The following is a 6,923-nucleotide window of genomic DNA, read 5'->3' as shown; positions in this document are numbered from 1 at the left end:
GGGGCCGGCCCCTGCGGCCACACCGGAGTCCGCCCCGCCCGCGACGGCGGCAGGGGCAGAGAAGGGCGCCCCTGTCGCCGGTGAGGCCAGACAGGCTGAGGCCGCGAGCGGGCAGGGAGCCCGTGCAGGGGCCGAGCCTGCGGTGAATGCAGGGAGCAGCCAGCCCGTGACGACGGAGGACCCGGCCCCAGTCCAGGCGGCGCCGCAGATCCTGGCTCGTCATGAATCCCAGGGGGCACAGGCTCCCCTGACGGCCCTCTCGGCAGGCCTGGACCAGATGGAGAGCGCCCCCGTGGTGGCCGCTGGCGTTGCCGTGTCGGTGAAGCCCGCGGTGGACAAGTCCCGGCTCGAAGAGCTGGGCAAACAGTCGGGGATGGAGGTCAAGGGCAGTGAACCCGCCGAGGTGAGCCAGCCTTTGCATCAGGCACAGAGCCAGGTCGGCGAGAACAGACCGCTGGCCGAGGCGACCGTCAGACGGGAGCCTCAGAGCCTGCCCCACCTCAAGCTGGCGACCCCTGAGGCCCCCGAGCAGCTGCACCACAAGGTGAACCTGATGCTGGCGGACAAGCTGCAACAGGCGGAGATCCAGCTAGACCCCCTGGGGCTTGGCAAGATGAAGATCCAAATCCAGATGGATGCCTCCAGCCAGGCCAGCGTGCACTTCGTGGTGCAGCATGGCCAGACCCGTGAGATGCTGGAGCAGGCCATGCCGCGCCTGCGCGACATGCTGGCAGGGCAGGGGATCCAGCTCGGCCAGACCGTGGTGCAGCAACAGGCGCAGCAGCAAGCCTTCCAGCAGCAGGGGCAGTCATCCTCCCAGGGTCAGTCCGGTTTCGGTGACCAGGGGCGACAGGGGGGAAATGGCGGCGGCAGCGATGGCAGAGAGGCCGAGGGGAGCGCTCGCAACCTCACGCTGCTGGTGGAATCGGCAAACGATGCCGGAATCGATTTCTATGCTTGATGCATTCTTAAGTAAGTTTATGATACCGAACAAGTTTGAGACTAGGGTGGACAAGGGATGGCAGACGATAACGAACTGACGCTGAAGGATCCGGCGGCAGGCAAGAAAAAGAAGCTGATCATGATAGTCGCCCTGGCCGTCGTGCTCCTTGGTGGGGGTGGCGCCGGCGCCTGGTTCATGCTCGCCGGTGGGGATGAGCCCGCTGCCGAAAAGAGCGAGGCCAAGCCGGAGGCGAACACGCCCCAGCCCTCGCTCTATGTGGGCATGCCCCGTCCCTTCGTGTTCAACGTGGCGGGAGGCCAGCGGGATCGGCTGGTGCAGATCAAGATCCAGCTGATGGTGCGTGGCACCGCGGACGAGACCCTGGCCAAACAGAACATTCCCCTGATCGAAGGCACCTTGCTGCGGGTCTTCAGCTCGGCGACCGCCGAACAGCTGATGACCTTCGAGGGCAAGGAGAAGCTGCGTCAGGATTCGCTGGAAGAGTGCCGCCGGGTGCTGAACGACCTGGTCTCTTCTCCCGTAATCGAACAAGTGCTGTTTACCGGCTTTGTCATGCAATGAAAGGTGAAGCGTGAGCGATCTGTTAAGTCAGGACGAGATTGATGCCCTGCTGCACGGCGTCGACGATGTCGAGGAGGAGGAGCTGGGAGCTGCCGGGGATCCCGGTATCGCCCAGTTCGATTTCTCCTCCCAGGACCGCATCGTCCGCGGCCGCATGCCGACCCTGGAGCTGGTGAACGAACGGTTTGCCCGCCACATGCGCATCAGCCTGTTCAACATGATGCGGCGCACCGCCGAGGTCTCCATCAACGGCGTGCAGATGCTCAAGTTCGGCGAATATGTCCACACCCTGTTCGTGCCCACCAGCCTGAACATGGTGCGTTTCCGCCCCCTCAAGGGGACGGCGCTCATCACCATGGAGGCGCGGCTCGTCTTCATCCTGGTGGAGAACTTCTTTGGCGGTGATGGCCGCTACCACGCCAAGATCGAGGGGCGGGAATTCACCCCCACCGAGCGGCGCATCATCCAGATGCTGCTCAAGCTGGTGTTCGAGGACTACAAGGATGCCTGGGCACCGGTGATGGACGTGGGCTTTGAATACCTTGACTCCGAAGTGAACCCTGCCATGGCGAACATCGTCAGCCCCACCGAGGTGATCGTGGTGAGCTCCTTCCACATCGAGCTGGACGGCGGTGGCGGCGACTTCCACGTGGCCATGCCCTACTCCATGCTGGAACCCATCCGCGAACTGCTGGATGCGGGGGTGCAGAGCGACAAGGGGGATACCGACGTGCGCTGGAGCAAGGCCCTGCGCGACGAGATCATGGACGTCAAGGTGGAGCTCAAGGCCAAGCTGCTGGAGACCGAGCTCTCCTTGCGTGAGCTGATGGAGCTCAGACCCGGGGACATCATCCCGGTGGAGATGCCGGAGAACCTGCTGGTGTTCGTGGAGGACTTGCCCACCTTCCACGCCAAGATGGGGCGCACCAAGGAGAACGTGGCGCTCAAGATCACCGACAAAATCAAGCGCCCTGACGGGGTCAAGACAGAGATGCATCTGGTGACCCGCGGGGGCGTGCGCATTGATGGCGAAGCCGAGCTGGAAGAGCTCGAGCGAAGCATCTCTGACAAACACCCTGATTGATCCTCCCCCCAGGGGAGGTGTTGCAACACTGAGGAATTGAAGATGAGCGGAACCGATGACGAGCAGGATTTGATGGCTGACGCCTGGGCGGCCGCACTGGAGGAGCAGGTCACGGCCGAAGCCAAGCCTGCCCCCCTTGAGGAGTTGAAGGACGAAGCCCCCATCAGCGCCGAAGAGCGGCGCAAGCTGGACACCATTCTGGACATCCCGGTGACCATCGCCATGGAAGTGGGCCGCAGCCAGATCAGCATTCGCAACCTGCTGCAACTGAACCAGGGCTCGGTGGTGGAGCTGGATCGGGTGGCGGGTGAGCCCCTGGACGTGCTGGTCAACGGCACCCTGATCGCCCACGGCGAGGTGGTGGTGGTGAACGACAAGTTCGGTATCCGCCTCACCGACGTCATCAGCCAGATTGAAAGGATCAAGAAGCTCAAATGATCCGTGTGCTCCCGTTGTGGCTGTTTTCCCTGCCAGCCCTGGCCAACCCGGGGGTAGGGGCCAATCCCCCCAGTCTCACCTCCTGGCTGCTCTCCAGCCTGATGGTGATCGGCCTCATTCTGGTGCTCGGCTTCCTGCTCAAGAAGAGCAAGCTTTCCCAGGTGATGGGAGGGGGCCAGATGAAGGTCATCGCCACCCTGCCCCTTGGCTACAAGGAGAAGCTGATGGTGGTCAAGGTGGGCGGCCAGCAGCTGCTGGTCGGGGTGACGCCGCAGCAGGTCAACTTCCTCTATCGCCTGGAGGAGCCGCTGGACGAGAGCCAGCCCCAGGCGTTCTCCGAGCAACTGGGCAAACTGATGGGCAAGCATGAAAAACGTTAACTGGACCCGGTGGCTGGCACTGCTCTCTCTGGTGCTCTCGCCCCTGGCGATGGCCCAGGACGGCATGTCGGCACTCACCGTCAAGACCATGGCGGATGGCAGTCAGGAGTACAGCCTGACCCTGCAGGTACTGGCGCTGATGACCGCGCTCTCCTTCCTGCCGGCCATGGTGATCATGATGACCTCCTTCACCCGGATCATCGTGGTGCTCGGCATCCTGCGCCAGGCCATCGGTCTGCAGCAGAGCCCCTCCAACCAGGTGCTGATCGGCATCGCCCTCTTCATGTCGTTTTTCATCATGTCGCCAGTGCTGGATCGCATCAACAACGAGGCGTTGCAGCCCTATCTGGCCGAGACCATCGGGGCCAAGGAGGCCCTGGAGAAGGCGGAGCTGCCCATTCACCAGTTCATGCTGGCCCAGACCAGGGTCAAGGATCTCAATACTTTCATGGAGATAGCGAACGTGCAGGTGGCAGAGCCTGCGGACGTGCCGCTACGGGTGCTGATCCCGGCCTTCGTCACCAGCGAGCTCAAGACCGCTTTCCAGATAGGCTTCATGCTGTTTCTGCCCTTCCTGGTCATCGATCTGGTGGTCGCCAGTATCCTGATGGCCATGGGGATGATGATGCTCTCCCCCATGCTGGTCTCCCTGCCGTTCAAGCTGATGCTGTTCGTCATGGTGGATGGCTGGAACCTCATTCTGGGCTCCCTGGCCACCAGCTTCGGGCTGGGCTCGGGTGGTTAGGGGAGGGCAGACCCTCCCCCTGGCTCTCCCCTTCACTCGGGGAGGGCGCGAGGCCTCTCTTTCTCTCGAAGGAGGAGGCCGGGAGGATGCGGCCCTGGGCAAACCCATCACAAGGAGCGAGCAATGAGTCCTGAAACCTTCGTCGACGTCTTTCGCGAGGCGCTTTGGCTGGTGACCATCATGGTGTGCGCCGTGATCCTGCCGAGCCTGATGGTGGGGTTGGTGGTCGCCATCTTCCAGGCCGCCACCTCCATCAACGAACAGACCTTGAGCTTCCTGCCCCGTCTGGTGGTCACCCTGCTGGCCCTGGGAGCGGGGGCCCACTGGGGATTGCAGAGTCTGATGGACTTCTTCCAGCTGATGGTGAGCCAGATCCCCGAGGTGGTGGGCTGATGCCAGCCAAGGGCCACCCTTTTGCTCTGGCAGACCGGTGCCTGCGTCCTCCCGTTGGCCTGTTCCTGCCGGGAGTGTTGCTGTCATGACCTACACCACGGCGCTCATCATGGAGTGGCTCTCCTCCATCCTCTGGCCTCTGGCCCGGGTGAGCAGTCTCCTGATGGTGATGGCGGTCTTTGGCAGCCGGCTCGCCCCCGCCCATATCCGCATCGGCCTGGCGCTGGCGATCACCCTCATCATCGCCCCCCTGCTGCCCCCGATGCCGAAGATCGAGCTCTTCTCCCTCGGCAGCTTCCTGGTGCTGGGGCAGCAACTGCTCATCGGCATCGCGCTCGGCCTCATGACCCAGTTCCTGCTGGAGACCTTCGTGATGGCGGGTCAGGTCATCGCCATGCAGACCAGCCTGGGCTTTGCCACCCTGGTGGATCCCATGAACGGCCAGTCGGCTCCCGTGGTGGGCCAGTTCTACCTGATGCTGGCGACCCTGGTGTTTCTCGCGGTGGACGGCCACCTGCTGATGCTGCGCATGGTGGTGCTGAGTTTCGAAACCCTGCCGGTATCTGACAGCGGGCTCACCCTGCCTGCCATCCGCAGCCTGGTGAGCTTTCTCGGGGTCATGTATCAGGCTTCTCTGGTGATGGCGCTCTCGGCCATCATCGCCCTGCTGCTGATCAACTTCGCGTTCGGGGTGATGACCCGTGCAGCCCCCCAGCTCAACATCTTCAGCATCGGCTTTGCGGTCAGCATGATGTCGGGGCTCTTCATCCTCTGGCTTACCATAGGTGGCTTCATGGGACACTTCGACGCGCTCTGGGAGCGGGTGCAGGAGACCAGCTGCGAGCTCATCAACGTCCAGTGCTTCGGGGGCCAGCATGACTGAGGCCCTCCCGGTTGCAGCCCTTTTGCCGCCACTCTGGCGGGCCGCCAGTCGGCTGATGCCGGCAGGAGGTCAGCATGGCTGATACCGATCAGGAACGCACAGAACAACCCACGGGCAAACGACTGCAACAAGCCCGGGAAAAAGGGCAGATTGCACGTTCCAAGGAGCTGGGTACCGCCAGCGTCCTGCTGGCGACCGTGTTCGGCCTCCTGATGATCAAGGAGAGTCTGGCAGGGGCCATGATCAAGGTGCTCACCATGGGCTTTACCCTGGACCGGGATCAGGCGTTCGACCCCAATGCCATGGGGGCCATGGTGCCCGCCCTGCTGGGGGAGCTGATCCAGCCTCTGGGGCTGCTGTTCATGCTGGTGATCATCGCCGCCTTCGTCGGCAACACCCTGCTCGGCGGGATGAACTTCTCCTCCGAGGCCATGCTGCCCAAGTGGAGCAAGCTGAGCCCCCTGAGCGGCATCAAAAGGATGTTCGGGGTGCAATCCCTGGTGGAACTTGTCAAATCCATCGCAAAAGTGGTGTTTATCAGTCTGTTTGCCTGGTGGATGCTGTCGAGCCAGTTCAACCATCTGCTGAATCTCTCTCTTGAGGGCTTTCCCGGCGGCATCGTCGATGCCCTGGACCTGCTGCTCTGGATGCTGATCATCCTCTGCTGCGCCCTGATCCCCATTGTCGCCATCGATGTGCCGTTCCAGAGCTGGAACCACAATCGCCAGCTGAAGATGACCAAGCAGGAGATCAAGGACGAGTTCAAGGACAGCGAAGGCAAGCCCGAGGTCAAGGGGCGGATACGCCAGTTGCAGATGCAGATGGCCATGCGCCGCATGATGGGGGATGTCCCCAAGGCCGATGTGATCATCACCAACCCGACCCACTACTCGGTGGCGCTCAAATACGATGCGGGCAAGCCGGGGGCGGCGCCCAAGGTACTGGCCAAGGGGGTCGACGAGGTGGCGATGAAGATCCGGGAGATCGGGCGCGAATACGACATCCCCGTCATGTCCTCCCCGCCGCTCACCCGGGCCCTCTATCACGCCACCGAGATTGGCCAGGAGATCCCGGAGGGGCTCTTCGCCGCCGTCGCCCAGGTGCTGGCCTATGTCTATCAGCTCAAGAAGTTCCGCCGTGGCCGCGGCCGGCGCCCGACCCCCATCGCCAAGGATCTGCCCATTCCACCCGAGTTTCGCAAATAACGCAGTGGAGGCAGCCTGATCCCGGGTTCTCTCCCTTGCGCCCCCGCGTTTCGCAAATAAAGCGGTGGGATGTCCCCACCATCCGATCTCTCCCTTGTGTCGCAAACAAGGCCGCAATCTCCCTGTCGAGGCGTGGCGCCTCGCCCCATGGCCTTTGGCCGCTTGGTGAAGGCAGCTTCCCCCCTGTCACCATTCCCCGTGACGCCAACGACGGACTTCTGACAGCGTTAAAATAAAAACCATATAGATCAATGCATTGAATCCTTGGCT

Annotated in this window: 9 protein-coding genes; all 9 read left to right on the top strand. The window is 62.7% G+C overall.

The window, feature by feature from the left end; translation table 11 throughout:
* Positions 1-961: flagellar hook-length control protein FliK (locus AB5Y51_RS18965; protein ID WP_368178975.1), on the top strand; the 961-nt coding region annotated here is incomplete at its 5' end.
* 57 nt (positions 962-1,018) lie between these two features.
* Positions 1,019-1,525, top strand: a complete 507-nt coding sequence (gene fliL, locus AB5Y51_RS18960; protein WP_010673922.1) for a flagellar basal body-associated protein FliL — start codon at positions 1,019-1,021, stop codon at positions 1,523-1,525.
* Positions 1,526-1,535: 10 nt separating this feature from the next.
* Positions 1,536-2,609, top strand: coding sequence for a flagellar motor switch protein FliM (gene fliM / locus AB5Y51_RS18955; RefSeq protein WP_010673923.1), 1,074 nt, complete (start codon positions 1,536-1,538; stop codon positions 2,607-2,609).
* Between the two features lie 42 nt (positions 2,610-2,651).
* Complete coding sequence (gene fliN, locus AB5Y51_RS18950; RefSeq protein WP_010673924.1) at positions 2,652-3,047, top strand: flagellar motor switch protein FliN; 396 nt, start codon at positions 2,652-2,654, stop codon at positions 3,045-3,047.
* On the top strand, positions 3,044-3,427 hold the full coding sequence (gene fliO / locus AB5Y51_RS18945) for a flagellar biosynthetic protein FliO (protein ID WP_010673925.1): 384 nt from the start codon (positions 3,044-3,046) through the stop codon (positions 3,425-3,427). Before fliN ends, fliO begins: the two co-directional genes overlap by 4 nt.
* Positions 3,414-4,172, top strand: a complete 759-nt coding sequence (fliP, locus tag AB5Y51_RS18940; RefSeq protein ID WP_010673926.1) for a flagellar type III secretion system pore protein FliP — start codon at positions 3,414-3,416, stop codon at positions 4,170-4,172. Before fliO ends, fliP begins: the two co-directional genes overlap by 14 nt.
* Before the next feature lie 123 nt (positions 4,173-4,295).
* Positions 4,296-4,565 carry a flagellar biosynthesis protein FliQ gene (gene fliQ / locus AB5Y51_RS18935; RefSeq protein WP_010673927.1) on the top strand — a complete coding sequence of 90 codons (270 nt, stop codon included), beginning with the start codon at positions 4,296-4,298 and terminating at the stop codon, positions 4,563-4,565.
* 85 nt (positions 4,566-4,650) lie between these two features.
* Positions 4,651-5,448, top strand: a complete 798-nt coding sequence (fliR, locus tag AB5Y51_RS18930; RefSeq protein ID WP_010673928.1) for a flagellar biosynthetic protein FliR — start codon at positions 4,651-4,653, stop codon at positions 5,446-5,448.
* A 74-nt stretch (positions 5,449-5,522) separates the two neighbouring features.
* Positions 5,523-6,653, top strand: a complete 1,131-nt coding sequence (flhB, locus tag AB5Y51_RS18925; RefSeq protein ID WP_041212629.1) for a flagellar biosynthesis protein FlhB — start codon at positions 5,523-5,525, stop codon at positions 6,651-6,653.
* The last annotated feature ends 270 nt before the right edge of the window (positions 6,654-6,923 follow it).

The sequence above is a fragment of the Aeromonas sp. R7-1 genome (assembly GCF_040908115.1).
Lineage (GTDB): Bacteria > Pseudomonadota > Gammaproteobacteria > Enterobacterales > Aeromonadaceae > Aeromonas > Aeromonas caviae.
This window is presented reverse-complemented; position numbering and strand designations above follow the sequence as displayed.